Raw genomic sequence first — 22,872 nt, 5'->3', positions numbered from 1 at the left:
TACTAAGTTACGAAATAACTCCAGAACCTATAAGCTCGTCTTTAATATACCAAGCAGCGAACTGCCCTTCGGTTATTGCAGATTGCATGTCTTCAAACTCAATATACAGTCCTTTTTCCACTTTGTGTAACGTGGCCTTTTGTAAAGCTTGCCTATATCTAATACGCGCACTAACCTGCATTGTTTCGTTAACTTGTAGTGCCAAATCTTTTCTTACCCAATGAAGTTCGTCATTAGTAATAAAAAGCGCTTTTTTAAAAAGACCTGGATGTTTTTTTCCTTGGCCTGTATATATAATGTTATCTTCAACATCAGTATCAATCACAAATAACGGCTCTGGTGTACCACCAACAGCTAAACCTTTACGTTGCCCTTTTGTGAAATAATGCGCCCCTTGATGTTTACCAACTACTTTACCGTTGTCTTTATGATAAACAATTTGTCTTGATAAATAGTTTAGCTCTGCTTCTTTAGAGACAAATTTATTTTTTGAAACTTTATATATGGCTTCAGATTCTGAAATTTCAATAATTTCACCTTCTTTTGGTTTAAGTTGTTGTTGTAAAAACTCAGGTAATTTTACCTTACCAATAAAACATAAACCTTGCGAATCTTTTTTTTCTGCAGTAACTAAATCTAATTTTGTGGCTATTGCCCTTACCTCTGGTTTGGTTAACTCACCTATTGGAAATAACGATTTTGCCAATTGTTCTTGGGATAACTGACATAAAAAATAAGATTGATCTTTATTGGTATCAACTCCAGAAAGTAATTGATATATAGGTTGTCCATTTTGTTTAACAGTTCCTTTTCTACAATAATGCCCTGTAGCTACATAATCTGCACCAAGCTCTAAAGCAATCTTCATAAAAACATCAAACTTAATTTCTCTATTACATAATACATCTGGGTTTGGTGTTCTGCCTCTTTCGTACTCCTTAAACATGTAATCAACAATACGCGCTTTGTATTGCTCACTTAAATCTACCGTTTGAAAAGGGATCTCTAATTTATTTGCTACTAACATAGCATCGTTACTGTCATCTAACCAAGGGCACTCATCTGAGATAGTAACAGAATCGTCGTGCCAGTTTTTCATAAATAAACCAATAACTTCATACCCTTGTTGCTTTAACACGTAAGCCGCAACACTAGAATCTACACCACCTGAAAGCCCTAAAACTACTCTTTTCATTTATAAATATGACTAATTTTGAAGATGCAAAGATACGTATTTTGCTAAATTATAGTTTTACTAAAATCACCGATGAAATGCATAAAGAACATGTTTTGTTTAATTTTTACATTTTTTTATGAAACAAAATTTGGTATTTTGTTTAATTATTATCTATTTTTGTTGAACAAAATAAAATTAAACAGAAAACTTATGAGAACATTAATGACATCAAAAAAAATATTGATACTATTTTTAGTTTCTATATGCATCCTATCATGTAGCGATGACGATAACGATATACAACCTTTTGTACCTACCAATAGTATTGTGGAAATAGCACAATCTTCATCAGATTTAACAACATTAGTTGATGCTTTAACAAAATATCCAGATCTAGTAGACGCTTTGAGTAATGACGGTACATTTACCGTGTTTGCACCTACTAATAGTGCTTTTGATAATTTATTAGTTGCGATTGGTCAGGAAGATATTGATGATGTACCTGAAAATGTTTTGAGAGAAGTTCTAGAATTCCATGTTCATGCTAACGCTGCAATTCCAGCAGAATTAGTAAGTCCTGGTCCTTTAGATATGTTTAGTGGAGAAACAGCTACCATTACTGCAGACAATACTGGTGTATTTATAGAAGGTGCTCAAATTATAGCAGTAAATGCTGCAGCTACTAACGGTATTGTGCATATTATATCTGATGTTATGGTTCCACCTTCAATAGCACCAATTGTAGGTACTATAGTTGCTCCAGCATATTTTAATAATAACTTTACAACTTTAATAGCTGCGGTTGAAAATGCAAATACTGGTGTTTTATCTGTATTATTAGGAAATGGCCCAAGTGGTAACGGCATTACATTATTTGCACCAACAAATGCAGCTTTCGAAGCAGCAGGTGTTACTGATGTAAATGGTGCTGATGCTGTACTAACCTATCATGTTGTAGACGGCACTGTTAATGCAGCCGATTTACCTTCAACAAATGGATCAGCAGCTGCTATTACAACTTTAGGAGGAGACTTCTTTTTAACAAATGCAGGAAACGGAGTAGTAATTAATGGAACAACAACAGTAACAGATGTTGATATTGCAGGATCTAATGGCGTAGTTCATATCATAGATAGAGTATTATTACCTCCAACACAATCTATAAACGAAATAGTAGCTGGTTTTGCTTCAGCTGATCCAGCAGAATTTACATTACTAGCTACAGCTTTAAATAGAGCAGGATTGGGTGATTTCTTTGATGGTGATGGCCCATATACAGTATTTGCACCAACAGATGCAGCTTTTTTAGCAGCAGGTTTGGATGCTGATACCATAAATAATACAGATCCTATGGCAGTTGCAGGTATATTAACGCATCACGTTGTAAAGGCTAATGCTTATGTGTTTTCAAGTGATTTAGTAGATGGAGATGTAGAAATGTTGAATGATCAAAATGTAGGTATCAACCTAGGTGCCCTTACCGTACAAGACGCAGCTATGAGTAATCCTGCTGCAGGTTTAATTCCAAGTTTATTAAATGTACATGCAACCAATGGTGTTGTTCATGTTATAGATAAAGTGTTGTTACCAGCGGCACAATAATTTAGTTTGGTTTGTTTAGAATAGGCAGATTTTTAGTTTATAGTTAGTAAAAAATTGTCTATGAAAATGGTCCCTTGAGAAATCAAGGGGCTTTTTTTTTAGGGTTATATTTACCTTTTATAGTATAATCTTTGGTCTCTTTAAGCGTATCGTTTTCATAATACTTCCAAATACCATGTTTTTTTCCTTTTCTATAAACACCCTCTGCAAGTAAACTGCCCTTAGGATTATAAAATTTTGCTTCTCCATGAAGCGCTCCATTTTCATAAATTAAGGTTTTTAACAACACACCCTTTAAAGAATAATATGTAGCATTACCGTGCAAAACACCTTCTCTATATGTAGTTTCCTCAGTTATTTCGCCATTATTATAGTATACAAAGCGTTTACCGTCTAGCTGCCCTTCGTCATTATAAAATTCTGAAATTAATAGTTTGTCTGATTTTTTTTGATAAAACTTCCAAGAGCCAATGTATAGTTTACCTCGCATGTTCCCTTCACTTATTAATTTTCCTTTTGAAGTAAAGAATTTAACCTCGGCTACATCGGTACTGTCATTAAACTGTCTAGTTGCTGATAAAACTGCTACACCTTTTACGTTTTTATAAAATTTAAAAAGTCCTATCTCTTTTCCGTGATGAAATGAACCTTGGTAGCGCATAACATCGGTTTCTTTAAATGATTTTGTCCAAATACCATGGCGTTTTCCATTGGCATCATATTGATTGATTTTTTGGGCAACTATGTATTGCGTAACAAAAATCAATACACTAAATACAACCAGCTTTTTCATTCTTAAATTAAAATTATAGTATCTCATCTACTAACGTTATTTAATTCATTTTGTTATACATAAAAAAGGCTGCCAGATGGCAGCCTTATATTTTACTTTTTCTTTTTTTGTTGCATTTGCTTTTGCTGTTCTGCTTGCTCCATCATTTGCTTCATTTTAGTTTGAAACTTACTTTGCTTTTTCGGCTTCTTCTTATTCTCTTGAATCTGAGCGTGAATTTTATCCTCATCAAGAATATAATTTTTAATTACTAGAATGATACCTATACTAATAACGTTTGAAATAAAGTAATACAAACTTAAACCGGATGCATAGTTATTAAAGAAGAATAACATCATTATAGGAGAGAAATACATCATGTACTTCATCATTTTACCCATATCTGGCATACCTTCTTGTTGTGGCTGCGATTGCATGTTCTGTCCTGTTGTTAAACGCATATAGAAGAAAATTGCGATAGACGCTAAAATTGGAAACAAACTTACGTGACTTCCATAAAATGGGATATGAAATGGTAATTCTGCTATGGTATCATAAGACGATAAATCGTCTACCCAAAGAAAAGGCTCTTGCCTTAAATCGAAGGCCGAAGGAAAAAATTGAAACAGCGCATAGAATACTGGCAATTGTATTAAAGCAGGCAAACAACCTGCCATTGGGCTTGCGCCTGCTTTGGTTTGTAAGGCCATGGTTTCCTGTTGCGCTTTCATTTTATTACCCTTATGCTTCTCTCTTATCGCATCTAACTCTGGCTTTAAAATCTTCATTTTTGCCTGAGACAAAAACTGCTTATACTGGACAAAAGATAATAGTATTTTTACTAAAACCGTCATAACCACAATAGCTATCCCATAGGGTAAAAACCCGCCCAAGAAGCTAAATAGAGGCATAAACACATAACGGTTTATTAAACCAAATATACCCCAGCCAAATGGTACAATTTCATCTAAATTTCTATCATAACTATTTAAAATATTAAAATCATTAGGACCAATGTACCAATCCATAGATTCGCTTAATTCGCCTCCTTTTAATTCTAAAGCTATTTTAGAAGTAAACATTTTGGTATAAACAGTATCTATTTCTTCATCTTCCACTAAATTTTGAGTGGTAATTTTTGCAGTTTTAAAAGGTGCATCAGTTAATAAAACCGATGAGAAAAAATGTTGCTTATACCCTATCCAAGCCACATCATTTAAATCTTCGTCTGCATCACGAGCACCTGTGTAGTCTGGATTACCGCCATCATGTTCATAGTGAATATCAGTATATCTATTTTCATATGAAATACTTTTAGCATGGCGATAGCCTTTTAGTTTCCAATCTAAATTAATGGCTTGCGAGCTATTAATAACATCACCCAAACCTTGAGACTTCACACTAAAATCTATCATGTAGTCGTTAGGTTTTAGCTCATACCTATACTCTAAAAATTTACTTTCAGTGATTTTAAATTTCATTGAAACAATAGTATTCTCACCATTTTTAGATACTGTAGGTTGAAAATATCTTTCTTTTGTATTAATAACTCTACTATCTGTAGTACCAAAATCTAAATTAAAAAGGGCATTGTTATCTTTTATAATATAAATAGGTACAGAATCGTAATCTACAAATTGCTTTAGCTTTACTTCTGACAAATAACCACCTCTATGATTAAATGTTAATTTAAAAACATCAGTTTCAACCTCGGTTTGGTTATCACCTGTAGCTAGCGTTTCAGAATACGCTAAAATCCCAAATTTATTTTTTAATTGAACAAGTCCTACAGAATCTAAATCTTTAGCAGATGTGTAGTCTTCTGCAGAAGTTACTAGAGTTTGGCTATCTGTTTTGGCTTTTTTTTCAGCTTCAACCTGCTCTTGTTTTGCTTGTTCTTCGGCTGCTAATTCTTCTGGCGTTGGTTTATTTTGCCAAAACATATAAATCATTATTCCAAAAATGAGAACAAAACCTATAATTGAGTTAATATCTAACTTCTTTTCTTCCATAATTTTAAATTAAACATCCTAGATGTAGCGGATGGTTTACTGAGTGTCAAAAAGTTGTCCAATGTACAACAAAATGCCACAATGACACTTATTTAGAATTTTTATGTTTTAATGCTGCTTTTACAAAGCCTACAAATAATGGGTGCGGATTTGCCACTGTACTTTTATATTCTGGGTGATACTGCACGCCAATAAACCAAGGATGCTCTGAAATTTCTACAATTTCAACTAAATCGGTTTTTGGGTTTAAACCAGTGGCTTGCATACCGCCTTTTTCAATTTGATATCTATAATCACTATTGAATTCATAACGGTGGCGGTGACGTTCGCTAATATGCTCTTCATTATAGATTTTTGCAACTTTGCTATCAGGCATAAGTGCACAATCCCAAGCACCTAAACGCATAGTACCGCCTTTATTTTTAATTGTTTTTTGCTCTTCCATTAAATCAATAACGGGATGCAAAGTATCAGGATCCATTTCAGATGAGTTTGCATTTTGTAAATTCAATACATTACGCGCAAACTCTATAACTGCCATTTGCATTCCTAAACAAATTCCTAAAAATGGAATATGTTGTTCTCTCACATATTTTACGGCAGAAATTTTTCCCTCAATACCACGCTCTCCAAAACCAGGCGCCACTAAAACACCATCTAAATGCTCAAGCATTAAACCAGCGTTTTCGTCATTTAAATATTCTGAGTGTACAGACTCTACATTTACTTTTACTTCGTTTGCAGCTCCAGCATGAATAAAAGCTTCTAAAATAGATTTGTATGAATCTTGTAACTCTACATATTTACCAATTAAACCAATATTAATTTCGGTTTTAGGATTCTTATAACGGTGTACAAACTTATTCCAGTTTTGTAAATCTGGTTTAGCACTTTCTAAATCTAGTTTATTTAAAACTACTTTATCCAAACCTTCTTTCAACATTAAGTTTGGCACATCATAAATAGTAGATGCATCAATAGATTGAATTACAGAATCTACAGTTACATTACAAAATAAAGCTAACTTTCTACGTAAATCTTTTGGTAAGTCATGCTCTGTTCTACACACCAATATATCGGCCTGCACACCACTTTCCATAAGTGTTTTTACACTGTGTTGTGTAGGTTTTGTTTTTAATTCTCCAGCGGCTGATAAATACGGCACAAGAGTTAAATGTATAACTAAACCATTGTGTTCTCCTAAATCCCAACGTAATTGCCTTACAGCTTCAATGTATGGTAAAGACTCAATATCTCCTACAGTACCACCAATTTCTGTAATTACAATATCAAAATCACCAGATTTACCTAGTAATTGTACACGTCGTTTTATTTCGTTTGTAATATGAGGTACAACTTGAACCGTTTTTCCTAAAAACTTACCTTCGCGTTCTTTTTGAATCACACTTTGGTAAATACGCCCAGTAGTAACGTTATTGGCTTGACTTGTTGGTACATTTAAAAAACGCTCGTAATGGCCTAAATCTAAGTCGGTTTCGGCACCATCCTCGGTAACATAACACTCACCATGCTCGTAAGGATTTAAAGTTCCTGGATCTACATTAATGTAAGGATCTAACTTTTGAATGGTAACTCTATACCCTTGTGCTTGCAATAATTTGGCTAAAGATGCGGCTATTATGCCTTTTCCTAGTGAAGATGTAACCCCGCCGGTTACAAAAATGTACTTAGTTTTGGTCGTCATGTTGCGCTTATAAACGCAGGCAAATTTACAAAATTAAAATAGTTATTCAGGAATAGTTTTTAAACTATTAAATTGATGTTATTAACAGTGGTTTTAGTTAGAATATCTATTGAGGATGTGTTGTTTTCATAAAAAATTTCAACTATATTCGTTTAATTTCGGATATAAATTACATGCACTGATCTTGTTTAAGTATTAAAATTCAAGGATATCTGATAATATATAAAACAAAAACTACCCTTAAACATAATTACCCAAAAGTAAAATAAACCAATTAAATCATGCAAACACCTTCAATTTTTGATTTTAATACAACTACTATAGACAACTGGATTATTATTGACGATGCTGTAATGGGTGGCGTATCTTCTGGCGCATTTAAACTGGACGACCAAGGCAATGGGCTGTTTTATGGTACTATTTCGTTAGAAAATAATGGTGGATTTTCTTCTGTACGTAATCGTTCTAAAACCATTAACGTAACCGGATTTAGTAAAATAACTTTACGTTTTAAAGGTGATGGCAAACGCTACCAATTTAGAGTAAAACATAATGTAAATGATAAACACTCGTACGTTACACATTTTATGACCTCTGGAATATGGGAAACTATTGAAATTAACTTAACAGATTTACAACCTAAATTTAGAGGTAAACATCTAGATTTACCAAACTTCTCACATGATACTATTGCTGAAATAGGATTTTTATTTGCCAACAAAAAAGCAGAACCTTTTGAGTTATTGATTGATTCTATTACTTTACAATAAGCAAAAAACACATTCACTATGAGTGCAAAATACAACCATATTGGTATTGATTATAATTCTACACGAAACGCTGATAAGTATCTTACTCAACAACTCATTAAACATTTAAACCCTAATACTAGAGGTGTATTTTTAGATATAGGCTGTGGCACTGGTAATTATACAAATGCGCTATCAAAACAAGGGTTTTCTTTTATAGGTATTGACCCTTCTGAATTAATGCTAGAAAAAGCAAAATTATTGAATAACTCAATTGATTGGCGTATTGGTAGTGCAGAACATACTGGATTGAATAATGCTTCAATTGAAGGCATTATTGGTTCTCTCACTATACATCATTGGACAGATTTAAACAAAGCGTTTATAGAACTAAAAAGAATTTTAAAGCCAAAGGGACGTATCGTATTTTTTACATCAACTCCTAAACAAATGAAAGGCTATTGGCTTAATCATTACTTTCCTAAAATGCTAAAAGATGCTATTAAACAAATGCCTACTTTAAATTTTATAAGAAAAGCTACAGAATTATCTGGACTTCAACTAAAGGAAACTCATAATTATTTTGTTAGTCCAAATTTAGAAGATAAATTCTTGTATTGTGGCAAGCATGATGCTAAATTGTATTTTGATGAAGGCATACGCCATGGTATTTCATCATTTTCTGATTTAGCAAATAAAAATGAAGTATCACAAGGTTTAGCAAAATTAAAACAAGATATTTCTAGCGGTAAAATACACACAATAATAAAATCTTATGAGAATGATTTAGGTGATTATTTATATATTATTATTGAAAAAAATGAGCAGCTGTTAATTTAACATATTAACGCCTTTTGCCACCAGAATATTCCATGGCTTCGCCTTTGCCAAAACCGTAACTAAAACCAATAGCTACAAATCTACCACGTTGGCTAAAACTTGATGCTCTAGAATTGTTTTGAGTTATAAAGGTTTCAAAGAAGCGAGAAGCAAAAACATCTCTAATACTTAAACTGATAACACCTTTATCTTTAAATATCTTTTTACGAACACCAATATCTAAAAACGTATTAGCACTTCGCGCACCTTGAACTGTTTTAACTTTAGACCTGTGGTTACCGACAGCTTCCAAATCTATATCGGCTGGTAAATCAAATTTAGCCATAAGCTTTGAACCCCATTGGTTGCCATTAAAGTCGAAAATTGCAGTATTAAAAGTTCCTTTTCTATCAAATTGGTTGTAATTAAAATCTACATTAAAAGTTAACCATTTTGCAGGACGATACTTGGTATTAAACTCAATACCTAAAGTACTATTTGTACCAACATTTTCTGGCATACTGGTATTAATATTGTTTTCGAAAGTTGAGATACGCTCAATAACTTCTGTGGTGTAACGGTGATACACGCCAAAATTTAATGATGTTTTTCCGATGTCAAAAATACTTGTGATTTCATAGGAGTCTGTAAACTCTGGCATAAGGTTAGGGTTTCCTTGGCGAATATTAAAATTGTTTCTAATATTAAAAAACGGATTTAACTCGCGCATTCCTGGTCTATTAATACGTGCAGAATACCCTGCTTGAAGTGATACTGCATCAGATACCTTGTAGCTGGTATGAATACTTGGAAATACATTTGTATACTGCTGATCGTTTAACTGATTTGTGGTAACTAATCGTGTTGTTAAATCGGTTTGCTCTAAACGTAAACCACCTTTTACACCCCATTTTTCATATTCGTAGCCTCCAATAAGATATACACCTAATACATTTTGATCAAACTCAAAATTATTGGTTAACCCTAAATCTGTAACAAATTCACCATCCACTAAATCCTGTACTTCAAAATCGTTACCAATATCATCTATTTGGTATTGTACACCAGTTTCGAGCGTCCAAATATCAGAAAATGGTTTTGTATAATCTACCTTAAAGGTGTAGTTATTAGAGCCATAATCGGTCCTTGTATTTTGGGTATCGTCTCTATCTTGAGTACCAGAAATGGTAGTATCTTGAAAAAGTGAGGTTAAATCTTTTGAAAAAGAACGCCCTGTAGCGCTTATTAATAAATCGTGATCTTCATGGTCTGTAAAATCGCGTTTATATACTAACTCATATTGCCACTTTGGGTTTGTAGCTTCTGTAGTTTCGGTACGGTTCCATTCTGAAGTTACAGTATTTGTACCATCTATAGATGTAAACCTAATATCTGAGGGTTGGTCTTCAATCTCATAAGCAAAATTTCCTGATAGGGTTAATACATTATTAGCATTGATATAATAGTCGGTGCCTAAAGTAATATTATAAAATTTCTCTACTCTTAAATCTGTGCCTTTACTTAGTATAGATGTTCCAGTTTCTATATCTTCATTAGTATTTTCAGAGTCTCTTGGGTATACTCGCCTCCCTAAACCTAATTGTGTAAACAAATTAAACTTTTCTGAACGCCTATTTAAACTTATACCAATACTGTTATTATCTGGCAATCCTGTATTTACACTTACTGCGCCATTTATGCCTTTACGGTCGTCCTTTTTTATCACAATATTTATGATACCCGAAGTACCTTCAGCGTCATATTTTGCAGATGGGTTAGTTATAACTTCTATTCTATCAATCATATCGGCAGTAATACTACCTAAAGCGCCACCATCATCAGTTAAAATTGAAGGTTTTCCGTTTATTAAAATTTGTACTCCAGAGCTGCCACGTAAACTTACTGCGCCTTCAATATCCACATTCACAGAAGGCACATTATTTAAAACTTCTAAAGCGCTAGCGCCCGTACTACTTAAATCTTTACCTATATTAAATATACGTTTATCAAGCTTAAATTGGGAAGACGACACTTCGGCTTCTACAAGAACTGTAGCTAATTGTGCGGCATCTTCTTTTAAAATAATAGTACCCAAATCTACTTTAGCCCTTTTAATATCAAACTGAGTTATGGTTTTTGTAACAAAGCCCATAAAACTGATTTGGAGATAAAATTGCGTAGCATCGGTTTCTATTTTAAAGCTCCCATCGTCGGTAGTAATAACACCTGTAAGGGTTGCTTTAGTTGTAGTATCAAAAAGTGTTACAGTAGCATAAGCTAAAGGCTGTTTGCTAACTTCTTCAATAACTTTACCTTTAATTTCAATGTTTTGAGCAGAAAGCAGGTGCCCAAGCGTGCAAATAATGGTTACTAAAATTAGTTTGAGTTGGTTCTTAAAATTCATTTTACTAAAGTGTTTTAAACGTATTTGTATAAAATGTAATGATAAGCTTAGTTTGTTTCTGCGAAGTTATTAAGTATTAGAAGATTGTTTCCCGTTTTCATCTTAAAGGTTTCTTAAAAGTGTATAACTAAATCTCTTAAAACATCAAACTATCGAAACGATTTCGAATTTTAAAAATGGAAATCTCTCTAATTGATATGATATATATATAATTAAGTAATTGCTTTGGCGGATGGTTGCGTTAGAGATTGAAACGGCATCCTTTTGTTTTTAACTAATTATGCGGACTGTTACTGGAAGTATGAGTTAATGGCATTATACATTTCTACATTAACAAAAATGATAAAAAACAAAAGATATAGTGGAAAGCTCGACCGCACTTTGGGCGCCTTAGCGCCAAAGTGGGGTAACGCCCAAATAATTATTATAATCCCACTTTTGTTATAAAATGCTAAACAAAAAAGCCTGCAACTTATAGTTACAGGCTTTATTAAAAAGAAATAGTTTAAGTTAGTTTTTCTTGTTTCCTTCTAATTTTTTTACTGAATCGTACATTATTGGCGTTGCAATAAATAACGATGAGTAGGTACCTACGATAACACCCACAATTAAGGCGAACATAAATCCTCTAATAGAATCGCCACCAAATATAAAAATGGATAATAACACAACTAATGTAGTTAATGATGTATTTAAAGTTCTACTTAATGTACTGCTTAATGATGCGTTTACTACACGGTTAAATTCCCAGTTTGTATGCTCGTTGAAGAATTCACGAATTCTATCGAACACTACCACGGTATCATTTAATGAATACCCAATTACTGTTAGAATTGCTGCAATAAATGCTTGATCTATTTCCATGTTAAATGGCATAAATTTGTAGGTTAATGAGAAGATACCTAACACGATTAATACATCGTGGAATACGGCTGCTACTGCACCTAGTGAATATTGCCATTTTTTAAATCGGAATAATATATATAAGAATACTACGATTAATGAACCTAAAATTGCCCAGAATGATGCTTTTTTGATATCATCTGCAATGGTAGGGCTTACTTTATCGTTACGCATTAAACCGATTGTTTTATCTTCTGCATCACTTATAAAATCTTCATAAGTCATACCTTCAAAATAAGGCTGTAATGCATTGAATAATGAAGATCGTATTTCTTCGTCTATCTTAGCACCAGTTTCGTTTACTTTGTATTTAGTTGTAATTTTTAACTGGTTAGCGTCTCCAAATGTTTTAGCGTTTGCACTACCAAAAACTGCAGGATCTGAAAGTACATCTGTAATTTCAGATGCATTCATATCTTGTGCAAAACGCACTTGGTACGTTCTACCACCAACAAAATCTACACCTTGATCTAAACTATTTGTAAATAAAGAGCCTAAACTTAATAGAATAAATGCTCCTGAAACGATGTAAGCTACCTTACGTTTTTTCAAGAATTCGATATTGATATTTCTAAATAAATTTTTAGTAATTGCTGTTGAGAATGTAAGTTCCCCGCCTCTATTTGTATACCAATCCACTAATAGTCTAGTGATAAATATTGCAGTAAATAATGATGTAGCAATACCAATTAATAAGGTTGTTGCAAAACCTTTAATAGGCCCTGTACCAAATATAAATAGGATTAATGCTGTTAAACCTGTAGTAATGTTTGCATCTAATATTGATGATAATGCATTACTAAAACCATCTTTAACCGCTTCTTTTTGGCCTTTTCCTTTGGCTAGTTCTTCTCTAATACGCTCAAAAATAAGTACGTTGGCATCAACCGACATACCTATAGTTAATACAATACCTGCAATACCTGGTAAGGTTAATACTGCGCCTAACCCTGATAAGATACCAAAGATTAATAAAATGTTTAACAACATGGCAAGATCTGCAAAACCACCTGCTTTACCGTAGTAAAAAACCATCCAAATTAATACTAATGCCAAAGCAATTAAGAAAGACGTTGTACCACTATCTATAGCTTCTTGACCAAGTGATGGCCCTACTACTTCACTTTGAATAATATCAGCAGAAGCTGGTAATTTACCCGCACGTAATACGTTTGCTAAATCTACAGCCTCGTTTAATGTAAAATTACCTGAAATTGATGAGTTACCACCAGATATTGGACCGGTTGTAACACCAGGAGCAGAATATACCGTGTTATCTAAAACGATGGCAATTTGCCCTCCTTGTTGATAAGCTCTACCCGTCATTTCTTCCCAAATCTTAGCACCTTTGCTATTCATTTGCATAGATACTTCTGGCTCTCCAGTAGACCCATAAGCCCTTCTTGCATCTGTAACTACAGCACCACTTAACTCTGGTGTATCATCTCTATTACCTTTTAGCGCATATAAATCTACTAACTCGCTATTTTTTTCTTCCTTACCAAATACAAATTTAGCATAACGCATATCTGCTGGTAATAATGCTTTAACCTGAGGCTTATTTAAATACTCAAGCACAGTTTCTTTATCCTTAATTTCAAAAGTAGCGATAACTGGTCCTCCAGGATATCCCGCACCTCTAATTAAACTAATTAAGGGTCTGTTTGATGTTAAATCAACTTCTGTAGAATCTGTAGCAGCTTCTCCTAAAAGTTCATCAATTTTATCTTCAGTTGCATCTTCTTCATCTTGTGGCTCGGTATCTTCTACATTTTGTTTTGTATCAACTAAACCTTTTAAAACCTCATCTGCTTGTCCAATAAATTGTCCGAATTGCTCTCCTTTAAAGGTATCCCAAAATTCTAACTGTGCTGTACTTTGTAATAATCCTGTAGCACGTTCTATGTCTTTTACACCTGGTAACTCTACAAGAATACGACCTGAGTTTCCTAAACGTTGAATATTTGGTTGTGTTACACCAAACTGGTCAATACGTTTACGTAATACTTCAAACGCTGAAACTATAGACTCATCTATTTTAGTTTCTATAATGCCCTGTACGTCTTCGTCAGACATTGTACCATCAATTTCTCCATCTAAAGCTTTTGTGTAAAAAATATCTGGAGATGCTAATTTTTTATCACCTTTAATAGCATCAAAAGAAATAAAGAAATCTTCTAAATATGTATTCTGACTGTCCTCTTGAAGCTTAGACGCATTCTCTAAAGCTGTATTAAAAACAGGATCTTTGGTATTGTTAGCTAATCCTTTTAAGATATCTTTTACAGATACTTGTAGAATTACGTTTAAACCACCTTTAAGGTCTAAACCAAGATTCATTGCCTTTTGCTTTACTTCATTATACGTATATTCTGATACTAGAATATCAAATACCGTATCCGTTGCCTTTGCTTCTAAATAATTAATTTCTTCTAAACCTCTTTTTGCACGATAATCGTCCTCGGTTTCAGGGAATTTACTAATGGCTAACTCTTCAGCCTCTTTTTCTATTTGATTTGCTTTAAATGTGAATGATAGTTGGTATATACTTACCAAACCAAACAATATAGCAAATAACTTTACTACTCCTTTATTTTGCATTTTTCGATTTTTATGGTCAAAATTTTAAACGCGCAAATATATAGTTTGCGTTTATATTTGACAATTTTTTATAATTTTAAGATTGATAATAGCTTACTAGTTATTAAGCTACTTGTAGGCACTATTTTTTATACTACCTATATGAAAGTATACGTGGAATTTTATATAACTATTAATCCACTAACAACAAGGTCCTGCTCTGACTTCGGGTATTTGTTGTAATGCATTATTTAATGCATGAATTGTATTTTTATGAAGATTGAATGCAACTCTTGAACTTACAGTCTCTTTGTCTGAATATTGATAAAACGGTGATGCTACTGTTTTAGGTACTGAAAACCTATCCGTTTTTGGTTTTAACTCTAAAACGACTATACCATTAAGACCAGAATCTGTTTCATTTCCATGCTTAATTTCGTTAACATCTAAGTTATAAGCTACTGTATCACCATCAACAGGGAATTGAAATGGTAAACCTTTATCATTTAAAGGATGAAGTTCAGCTCTGATTTTTTTAAGTAACACACGCTTAACTGCTGCTACATCAGTATTGCTGTAATAGGTGATTTTTAATCTGCCACCATCATTTTCGATTACTTTAAACTTAGTTACACCAAGTTGTGCTAATTCTCTTTTTAAAATTGAAATAGTACGTTGTGAATCTACATCAGATGCATTTGTTTCATTATATTGAAGTACAATTTCTTGGTTATGCACATCAACGTTTTGTTGATTAGCAATACCAAGTAAAGCAATAATAACAGCTATTAGCCCTATGTACTTTTTAAAATTCATGCGGCAAATATAAAGAAATAAAGGTTATTAATTTTTAATGATGGATTGTTCTAATAGTTTTAACTGAGGAATGGGTGTTCTAGATGATAAAATGGCGGCTAAATTTTGAGCTTCATCCAAGTTTAAGCCTCCAGAAATACTAAATTTACCTTTTCTTACTGGACCTTTAGTTACCTGTGGTGTAGAATAAACTACACCGTTTAAAGTTATCGCTATACTTGTCTTATTTTGATAAGCCTTTGTTGTCATTCTCTCCCAAATTAAAGTACCTTGTTTATCCATTTCTAAAACTATAGTTGGCTTACCTAAACTGTCTTTGGTATAAGTAACTTTATTAATTACCCTACCATTTAAAGGTGGTTTTAGTAAGTTTTTAGTTTTTATAGCGTATAAAGGGACCGTATTCTCTTTATCTCTAAGCCCCCATAAAAACTTCACTTTATTATACACTATTGGCAGATTATGTCTTGATGTTTCTTTAGCTAAAACATAATTTACATATGATGTGTCTTTTTTATAAAACCTAGAAATAGTAGGACGTCCTAGACGATCTATAGACACCACCAAACTTTTTATTTTCCCCAAAGTATTACCATGCTCTTGCTTTACATCCATTCCTAAAAAATATGGTAAAATACTATCTCTATTATATAATTCCCAAAACTCAAGTTTACCTTTATTAGAAATCAACTGATCTATTCTTTTTGTATTCAAGTCATTAGCCCTAATATTGACCTCAATTTCATTTTTTGTAAAACAATTAACAGTGTGCTCAACTCCAAAATAAGTTAGTCTTTTTTTAATAACTTCAACTGTTTTGCTTAGCTCCATTTTAGAAACATTTAGTTCGTTCTCAAAACCATAAACAAACCTAAATTCTTGTTTGGGTTCTAAAAATTGACACGAGCATTCACAAACCAACAACAGTACTACACATAATTTTCTCATATCAAAAAGCATAAAAAAAGGCTATCAAATTAATTTGACAGCCTTAATGTATTTAAAATATAAATAAATGTTATAATTCTAATAATCCATTAGTTTTTGTAACACCTTCTGCACTAGCTTGCATGTGTGCTTTTTCAGCATCACTTAATGGTACATCAACAATTTTCTCTATACCGTTTCTCCCTAAAATTACTGGAACACCAATACAAATATCACTTAAACCGTATTCACCTTCTAAAAATGTAGAACATGGAAACATTTTCTTTTGGTCGCAAGCAATAGCTTGTACTAAACCACTAACAGCAGCACCTGGAGCATACCAAGCAGAAGTACCTAAAAGCCCTGTAAGCGTTGCACCACCAACTTTAGTATCTGCTGCAACTTGCTCTAATCGTTCTTCACTTAAAAACTCAGAAACTCTAATACTATTTCTGGTAGCATGACTTGTTAATGGTACCATACCTTTATCACTATGCCCACCAATTACCATACCGTCAATATCACTAATAGGTGCTTCCATAGCTTCTGCTAATCTATATTTAAAGCGTGCAGAATCTAAAGCACCACCCATACCAATAATTCTATGTTTTGGTATATCTAATGTTTTATGTGCCAAATACGTCATAGTATCCATTGGGTTACTTACCACAATTAGAACCATATTTGGAGAATGCTCTAATAAACTTGAAGATACCGCTTTTACAATACCAGCGTTAATACCAATTAATTCTTCACGTGTCATTCCTGGTTTACGAGGTATTCCAGAAGTAATCACACAAATATCACTATTTGCAGTTTTACTGTAATCGTTTGTTACACCAGTTATTTTAGTATCAAAACCGTTTAATGATGCACATTGCATTAAATCCATGGCTTTACCTTCGGCATACCCTTCTTTAATGTCTAATAACACAACTTCTGATGCAAAATCTTTAATTGCTATGTATTCGGCACAACTTGCACCTACTGCTCCTGCTCCAACTACGGTAACTTTCATAATTTTATGTTTAGATTGTTTTTATTTAAAATATTATACATCATAAACATAAAACTAGGTTTTGTTTTATTTTATGATATTTCTCCTGCAAAATTACTCAAATTATACACCATAACCAATTGAATTATAAAAGAAAAAAGTGTAGCATTAAATGCTACACTTTTCAACTAAATTAAATAAAAACTAACTAAAAAAACTAAATAATTATTATGAAAAATTATTTATACTATATTATCTAAATCCGAAATTTACACCTACTGAAAAGGCATTAAAATCTGATACGTGATATTCTGCATTAAGTCTAAAAAAACCTAATTTTAATTTTGTTCCGATAGTACCTCTAACAGCTGAAACTTCGCTAGATACTGAAAAAGGATCTGTTATTGTTTGAGAAAAAAGTGGCCCATTAGATACTGTGTATTCTCCTAAAAGATCTGATTCTGATGTTCCTTTAATATAACCTATACCGCCATAAAAATTAATTATTGGTAATTTTGTAGATACTATAGCTTGTAATAGCCATGTGTTTGTATCACTTTCTAAGCGTTGATTGCTCCCACTAATTCCTGAAGTCTCGGTTAAATCATAAGAAGCATCAAGCCTTGTATAAGCCACCAATCCAGAAATAGCAATTGGTAACAACTTATCAGCTGGTAACCACTTGGTAACATCAAACTGTATACCTGCACCGTACATACTTAAATCTACATCATCAGTATCAATTTTAGGAACAAATCTTGCTTTTAACTCAATACCTTTACCCAAACCTAAAGCACCTTGTAAAAATGCTGTTGGTAATAAGTTCGCTGTATCTTCGCCAATACCACTAGGTAGCGTTATGGTTTCAGTTTGCTCTCCTAAGATAGCGTCTTCAAAAGTTATGATAATGTCTACATTAGGATCGTTTTCTCCAAGTACAGTAGCAACCTGTTTATCTGTTGCATTATCTGCAAACGATATTTCAAAATCTTGATTTGGATCGCTATTATAATCGGCTATAGTCATTAAAAACGATTTTTGCTCGTTATTAATACTTGCTGCGTTTGCAATTATCGAAATTTCAAAACCACCCAAAGGCTTAGCATCTGCGGTATTAAACCATCCTGCATTCATACTGTGCATTAAACCATCTGTACCAGGCCTTAAATAATCATCTGCAAAACGTTCGGCATTTTCTACACCAGCGGTCAACAGTGCATCAATATCTTGTGCATTTATATTAAGAATTGACAAGAAAAGAATAAAAAGTGTGGTTAATTTTTTCATTATGGTTTTTGATTTGGTTTTACAAATGTATAAAAAAAACCACGGAAAACAACATTTAATCGAAAAAAAATGCTTTTTATCGATTTTTATATGCAAAAAAATAACCCTGAGTCTTTCGAAACAGGGTTATTTATTAGTAAATTATAAATAATATTATTTACGCATCAATATTAGCATAAATCGCATTCTTCTCAATGAAATCTCTACGCGGTGGCACCTCATCACCCATCAACATCGAAAAAATTCTATCAGCCTCAGTACCATTATCTATTTGCACTAAACGCATCGTTCTAAATTCAGGATTCATAGTTGTATCCCAAAGTTGTTCAGCATTCATTTCTCCAAGACCTTTATAACGTTGTATTTTAGAGCCATCACCAAATTCTTCAATAATACCGTCGCGTTCTTCGTCAGACCATGCATACTGCTTTTTAGCACCACGTTTCACTAAATATAACGGCGGTGTTGCAATATATATATGTCCGTTCTCAATCAACTCCTTCATATATCTAAAGAAGAAGGTTAATATTAACGTTGCAATGTGGCTACCATCAATATCGGCATCACACATAATCACTACTTTATGGTATCTTAATTTAGAGAGATTTAAAGCCTTACTATCCTCTTCTGTACCAATAGTTACACCAAGCGCTGTAAATATATTTTTAATCTCTTCATTCTCAAAAACCTTGTGCGACATTGCTTTTTCAACATTTAAAATCTTACCTCTTAATGGTAAAATAGCTTGAAATGCTCTATCACGACCTTGTTTTGCGGTTCCACCTGCCGAATCTCCCTCAACTAAAAACACTTCACATTTTGCAGGGTCTTGCTCAGAACAGTCACTCAATTTACCAGGCAAGCCACCAATACTCATTACCGTTTTACGCTGCACCATTTCACGCGCTTTTTGCGCTGCATGTCGTGCTTGTGCCGCTAAAATCACTTTTTGCACAATCGTTTTAGCATCATCAGGATGTTCCTCTAAATAATCCGTTAACATTTCAGAAACAGCTTGACTTACAGAAGCAGAAACCTCACGGTTACCTAATTTTGTTTTTGTTTGCCCCTCAAATTGAGGCTCTTGTACTTTTACAGATACAATAGCAGTTAAACCCTCACGAAAATCATCTCCAGCAATATCAAACTTTAATTTATCTAACATGCCAGATTCATCGGCATATTTCTTTAATGTATGCGTTAAACCTCTTCTAAACCCAGATAAATGTGTACCACCTTCATGCGTATTAATATTATTTACGTAAGAGTGTAAATTCTCAGCGTACGATGTATTATAAATCATCGCCACCTCAACAGGTACACCATTTTTCTCCCCTTCAAAAGCAATCACCTCTTTCATTAAAGGCTCGCGCGTTGCGTCTAAATATCTAATAAACTCAGACAATCCATTTTCAGAATGAAACGTCTCCCCCTCAAACTCACCATCTTCTTTCTTTGCACGTTTATCTACTAAATGTACCGTAATCCCTTTATTTAAATACGCCAACTCTCGCAATCTACTTGCTAAAGTATCATAGTTATATTCCAAGGTTTGCTTAAAAATGGTAGCATCTGGCTTAAATGTAACAACCGTACCACGCTTATCGGTATCACCCACAACCTTTACAGGATATAAACTTTTACCACGCTCATACTCCTGTTCATACACTTTACCTTCTCTATGTACTGTTGCCTTTAAATGTTCAGAAAGTGCATTAACACAACTTACACCAACACCGTGCAATCCACCAGAAACCTTATAAGAATCCTTATCAAATTTACCTCCAGCACCAATTTTAGTCATGACCACCTCTAGTGCAGAAACGCCCTCTTTTTTGTGCATCCCAACAGGTATTCCACGTCCATCATCCTCGGTAGTAATAGAGTTATCCTCATTAATAGTCACCGTAATATTATTACAATGTCCCGCCAAAGCCTCATCAATCGAGTTATCTACAACTTCGTACACCAAATGGTGTAAACCACGAGTACCAACATCACCAATATACATCGATGGACGCATACGCACGTGCTCCATACCTTCCAGAGCCTGTATACTATCTGCCGAATAATTGTGCTTGTTAAATTCTTCTTTACCTTCGCTCATATTATCTATTTAGTTTGTTTTTTAATACTATTTTTAAACACCACAAAATTAGTTTGGGCGTTACAAAAAGGGTCGAGTTTTTATTCATGCATTTTATGTCATGTCTTGAATTCATGAACATAAATGTTTCGCTACAAGTCCTCACTCCTCCTGCGTCGGGCTGTGGGCTATCCACTACAATCCCTAGTGTACATATCTGCTAAATTAAAGCTTAAAACCAGCATTATTTTTATTTGCCAGCACCTAGTTTTATACACAAAAAAAGACGCCATATAGCATCCTTCTGAATACAAACAAATATACAAAATTTAAAACCCTTTAAAAAGCATTTTAACGAGGTGTCTTAATAATTATCAACAATTGTTAATTACTCAAAAGTCGCTTAAATCGTTTTAAAAGTGCCTTAAAATTGATTTTATTCTGTTTTAACCCTCTCTTAAAAACATATACACTAAAAGATTGCTATAAAGCCAAATTTTTGCATTATCGCCTTTTTTCGAAACACCTATCTTCACATCAAAAAATAACATTTTATCAAAGTTTTTTTAGATAAAAAATATAGTTCTCAAAACATGACACTTATCACTTTTTAGCATTAAAGTTCAACCTAATTTTGTAACAAACATTACCAGTAAATTTAAAACTATGCGTAATTTTAAAGTACTAAACTTAACCATTTTACTCTTATTTTTTTTAACACCCTTGTTTTTAATAGCTCAAAACAAAAGCACTAAAAAACCCAAAATTAATTGGAATATCACCTCGCAAATCTGGTTGCGCTATTCCGATTTAAATGAAGGGTCTTTAATAGTAGAAGAACCCACTTCGCAATTTCTAGATATATCAGTTAGAAGACTTCGCATACCTGTATCTTCTCAAATAACCCCTAATATTTATGCATACGCTATTTTTGGGGGCAATAATTATAATTTTAAAAACAAAACTTTTTCGCTTGAGGTTTTAGATTTATATGTAGAATATAAATTTACCAAATGGCTAGAGGTTGGTGTTGGTAAGTCTGGATGGCAAGGACTAAATAGGTGGAACATTCGTTCTTCTAAAACCATGATGGGTTTAGATACGCCACTATTCACACTAAACTCTGTAGAAAAAAATGACGATTTAGGGCGCTTATTCGGTGTATGGCTAAAAGGGCAAACTGGAAATTTTGACTACAGACTTGCCTTTAACAGGCCATTTGCAGTAACCAATATCCCTAATGGCGAAGTCAACTTTTCAAACGGCAAACCTAGAGTAAAAACTTCAACATATGTAAAGTATCAGTTTTTTGAGCACGAATCTAATAAATCTGCTTACCATACAGGTACTTATATGCAAGCAAAAAAAGTATGCAATATTGGTGCAGGATATCAATATCAAGCAAAAGCCATGAGTGATGGCGATGCACAACTACCAAATACAACGTTTTTTGATATTAACCATTTTGCAGCAGATGTGTTTTTAAATTTACCACTTAAAAACGGTAATGCTATAACATCATATTTAGGTTTTTTTGACTATGATTTTGGTCCAAACTACATACGTAACGTTGGTGCTAATAATCCAACAACAGGAGGCGGCACAGATTTTAATGGCCCAGGTGTAGCATTCCCCATGATTGGTACTGGCATTACTTGGTACATGCAGTTTGGTTATGCATTTAAACAAACTGAAATACTAAACCAACCCATGATTATACAGCCAAATATTGCCATACAACACTCTAATTGGGATGCTTTACAAAGTACCATGACGGTTTACGATTTTACAATAAACTTTTTACTTAACGGCTCTCATAACAACAAATTTAGCTTAGGGTATCAACATCGCCCAATTTTTGATGCTACTGCATTGGCACAAAAAAACTATAAAGGAATGGCCGTATTACAATATCAAATTTCCGTGAGGTAAATACTAGTTGTAACTAAATACAAATAACATTTATTACTAATTTTGTTTATACAAAAACTACTATTTACCTTTTATTCTAAGATACATAAGCTAAAATTTAAATA

General features: G+C 33.3%; 15 protein-coding genes. 4 read left to right on the top strand and 11 right to left on the bottom strand.

What is annotated here, in order from left to right; translation table 11 throughout:
• Positions 1–7: 7 nt before the first annotated feature.
• The gene (gene mnmA / locus ACKGJY_RS08335; RefSeq protein ID WP_413973423.1) at positions 8–1,195 is read right to left on the bottom strand and encodes a tRNA 2-thiouridine(34) synthase MnmA; all 1,188 of its coding nucleotides are present in this window, start codon (positions 1,193–1,195) and stop codon (positions 8–10) included.
• Between the two features lie 192 nt (positions 1,196–1,387).
• On the opposite strand from mnmA, the gene ACKGJY_RS08330 reads away from it, so the two are divergent.
• Complete coding sequence (locus tag ACKGJY_RS08330) at positions 1,388–2,779, top strand: fasciclin domain-containing protein (protein ID WP_413973422.1); 1,392 nt, start codon at positions 1,388–1,390, stop codon at positions 2,777–2,779.
• A gap of 82 nt (positions 2,780–2,861) precedes the next feature.
• On the opposite strand, the gene ACKGJY_RS08325 is transcribed toward ACKGJY_RS08330, so the two are convergent.
• The 3 genes from ACKGJY_RS08325 to ACKGJY_RS08315 all read right to left on the bottom strand — a co-directional run bounded on the left by ACKGJY_RS08325 (position 2,862) and on the right by ACKGJY_RS08315 (position 7,268).
• On the bottom strand, positions 2,862–3,572 hold the full coding sequence (locus ACKGJY_RS08325; RefSeq protein WP_413973421.1) for a toxin-antitoxin system YwqK family antitoxin: 711 nt from the start codon (positions 3,570–3,572) through the stop codon (positions 2,862–2,864).
• Positions 3,573–3,664: 92 nt separating this feature from the next.
• The gene (gene yidC, locus ACKGJY_RS08320) at positions 3,665–5,563 is read right to left on the bottom strand and encodes a membrane protein insertase YidC (RefSeq protein WP_413973420.1); all 1,899 of its coding nucleotides are present in this window, start codon (positions 5,561–5,563) and stop codon (positions 3,665–3,667) included.
• An 88-nt stretch (positions 5,564–5,651) separates the two neighbouring features.
• On the bottom strand, positions 5,652–7,268 hold the full coding sequence (locus ACKGJY_RS08315) for a CTP synthase (protein ID WP_413973419.1): 1,617 nt from the start codon (positions 7,266–7,268) through the stop codon (positions 5,652–5,654).
• Positions 7,269–7,549: 281 nt separating this feature from the next.
• Between ACKGJY_RS08315 and ACKGJY_RS08310 the strand changes: the two genes are divergently transcribed.
• Together ACKGJY_RS08310 and ACKGJY_RS08305 are read left to right on the top strand one after the other, a co-directional pair.
• Positions 7,550–8,038 (top strand): CIA30 family protein, encoded by a 489-nt coding sequence (locus ACKGJY_RS08310; protein WP_413973418.1) that lies wholly within the window; start codon positions 7,550–7,552, stop codon positions 8,036–8,038.
• An 18-nt stretch (positions 8,039–8,056) separates the two neighbouring features.
• On the top strand, positions 8,057–8,857 hold the full coding sequence (locus ACKGJY_RS08305; RefSeq protein ID WP_413973417.1) for a class I SAM-dependent methyltransferase: 801 nt from the start codon (positions 8,057–8,059) through the stop codon (positions 8,855–8,857).
• A 4-nt stretch (positions 8,858–8,861) separates the two neighbouring features.
• On the opposite strand, the gene ACKGJY_RS08300 is transcribed toward ACKGJY_RS08305, so the two are convergent.
• From ACKGJY_RS08300 to gyrB, 7 genes are all read right to left on the bottom strand, one after another.
• On the bottom strand, positions 8,862–11,240 hold the full coding sequence (locus tag ACKGJY_RS08300) for a TonB-dependent receptor domain-containing protein (RefSeq protein WP_413973416.1): 2,379 nt from the start codon (positions 11,238–11,240) through the stop codon (positions 8,862–8,864).
• Positions 11,241–11,750: 510 nt separating this feature from the next.
• On the bottom strand, positions 11,751–14,744 hold the full coding sequence (secDF, locus tag ACKGJY_RS08295) for a protein translocase subunit SecDF (protein ID WP_413973415.1): 2,994 nt from the start codon (positions 14,742–14,744) through the stop codon (positions 11,751–11,753).
• Positions 14,745–14,924: 180 nt separating this feature from the next.
• Positions 14,925–15,539, bottom strand: a complete 615-nt coding sequence (locus tag ACKGJY_RS08290) for a hypothetical protein (RefSeq protein ID WP_413973414.1) — start codon at positions 15,537–15,539, stop codon at positions 14,925–14,927.
• 27 nt (positions 15,540–15,566) lie between these two features.
• On the bottom strand, positions 15,567–16,487 hold the full coding sequence (locus ACKGJY_RS08285) for a SecDF P1 head subdomain-containing protein (protein WP_413973413.1): 921 nt from the start codon (positions 16,485–16,487) through the stop codon (positions 15,567–15,569).
• Positions 16,488–16,557: 70 nt separating this feature from the next.
• The gene (locus tag ACKGJY_RS08280; RefSeq protein ID WP_413973412.1) at positions 16,558–17,484 is read right to left on the bottom strand and encodes a malate dehydrogenase; all 927 of its coding nucleotides are present in this window, start codon (positions 17,482–17,484) and stop codon (positions 16,558–16,560) included.
• A 231-nt stretch (positions 17,485–17,715) separates the two neighbouring features.
• Complete coding sequence (locus ACKGJY_RS08275) at positions 17,716–18,750, bottom strand: DUF6588 family protein (RefSeq protein ID WP_413973411.1); 1,035 nt, start codon at positions 18,748–18,750, stop codon at positions 17,716–17,718.
• Between the two features lie 157 nt (positions 18,751–18,907).
• A complete protein-coding gene (gyrB, locus tag ACKGJY_RS08270; protein ID WP_413973410.1) occupies positions 18,908–20,857 on the bottom strand; it encodes a DNA topoisomerase (ATP-hydrolyzing) subunit B in 1,950 nt (649 codons plus the stop codon).
• 645 nt (positions 20,858–21,502) lie between these two features.
• On the opposite strand from gyrB, the gene ACKGJY_RS08265 reads away from it, so the two are divergent.
• Positions 21,503–22,768, top strand: coding sequence for a porin (locus ACKGJY_RS08265; protein WP_413973409.1), 1,266 nt, complete (start codon positions 21,503–21,505; stop codon positions 22,766–22,768).
• The last annotated feature ends 104 nt before the right edge of the window (positions 22,769–22,872 follow it).

Source organism: Hyunsoonleella sp. 2307UL5-6, from assembly GCF_047345485.1.
Taxonomy (GTDB): Bacteria; Bacteroidota; Bacteroidia; order Flavobacteriales; family Flavobacteriaceae; genus Jejuia.
Note: the sequence above shows the minus strand (reverse complement) of the source record. Positions and strands in the feature narration are given on the sequence as shown.